The sequence below is a fragment of the Crateriforma spongiae genome (assembly GCF_012290005.1).
In the GTDB taxonomy this organism is placed as follows: Bacteria; Planctomycetota; Planctomycetia; order Pirellulales; family Pirellulaceae; genus Crateriforma; species Crateriforma spongiae.
Window position 1 is genome coordinate 1 of record NZ_JAAXMS010000029.1, and the last position, 1,230, is coordinate 1,230.

Sequence of the window (1,230 nt, forward strand, 5' to 3'; positions counted from 1 at the left end):
ACAGTGGGCTGCTTCCGCGAAGGGAGCGCAGCGAACGAAGCGGAAGTAGCCCACTGTGAAGCAAAATCCGCTGGGGCCATGCCACCGATGCCGCTGTGCGGACGTCGATGGTTGTACGTTTGACGCCATGACTCAATGATCGACTGTGCCTCGGACAAGCAGCTGAACAGCTCGCACGATAAACACTCATCGCGAAGCCTGCTGTGGAAGCTTTCGACGTAGCCGTTCTGCCAGGGACTGCCCGGTTCGATGTAGGAAGTCCCCACCTCAATGAAGTCCAGAAAGGAGCGGACCGCCTTGCTGATGAACTCCGGGCCATTGTCGCTGCGGATGAACGACGGGATGCCGCGGCTGACGAATAAGTCGCTCAACAGCGCCACCAAATCGTCGCCGGTGAACTTTCGACCCACTTCCAGTGCAATGCACTCACGAGTGAACTCGTCGATCAGAGAGAGGATCTTCAACGAGCGACCGTCTTCGGTTCGATCAAAGATGAAGTCCACCGACCAAACGTGATTGGGGTACTCGGCCGATCGACGAATGACGCCGCCTTCGGAGTTGCCCAATCGTCGCTTTTTCGCCTTTTTGACCGGCACCTTGAGACCTTGTTGTTTCCAGAGTCGGTGGATTCGTTTGAAGTTCACACGCCAGCCTTCCTGCCGCAGAAGACGAGTGATGCGTCGATAGCCATAGCGAGGAAACTCGCTGACGAGTTCCAGTATTCGAGCAACCAGACGTGGTTCGTCTTCTTTTGTGTTTGGCCGGTATCGTTGGCTACTTCGCGATTGGCCGAGCGTTCTGCAAGCCCGACGCTCCGAGACGCCGAAGCAACTCTGCAACTTGCAGGCTGCTTCACGGCGACGCGTCGGGCTTAGAAGTTTCCCTCAGCGATCACCTTGAGCATTCGCTTATCGAGTTCTGCTTCGGCCAGCAGTTCTTTGAGCTTCTGGTTCTCGATTTCGAGTTCGCGAAGCCGTCGAGCCTCATCGGACTTCATGCCGCCGTACTGCTTCTTCCATCGCATCCAGGTCGATTCAACAATCCCAAGCTTCTGGTACACCTCCGCCAGGCTCTTGCCGGCGGCCAACATGGCTTCACCCTCGGCGATCGCCTTGACGATCTGTTCGGGCTTACGTCGCTTTCGTGCTTGTTTCATCTCGAGAGTCTCCTTGGCCGTTATTGGCCGGTACACTCTCATAACTCATGGACCAGTTTTTGGGGAGCACGTCA

1 protein-coding gene is annotated in these 1,230 nt (G+C 56.4%); it reads right to left on the reverse strand.

What is annotated here, in order from left to right; genetic code table 11:
- A protein-coding gene (locus HFP54_RS25055) for an IS3 family transposase (protein ID WP_235952382.1) occupies positions 1 to 1,156 on the reverse strand; the annotation gives its coding sequence in 2 pieces (ribosomal slippage) (positions 1 to 886 and positions 886 to 1,156; 1,157 coding nt annotated over the 2 pieces). This gene is flagged as partial in the annotation.
- Between the last annotated feature and the right edge of the window lie 74 nt (positions 1,157 to 1,230).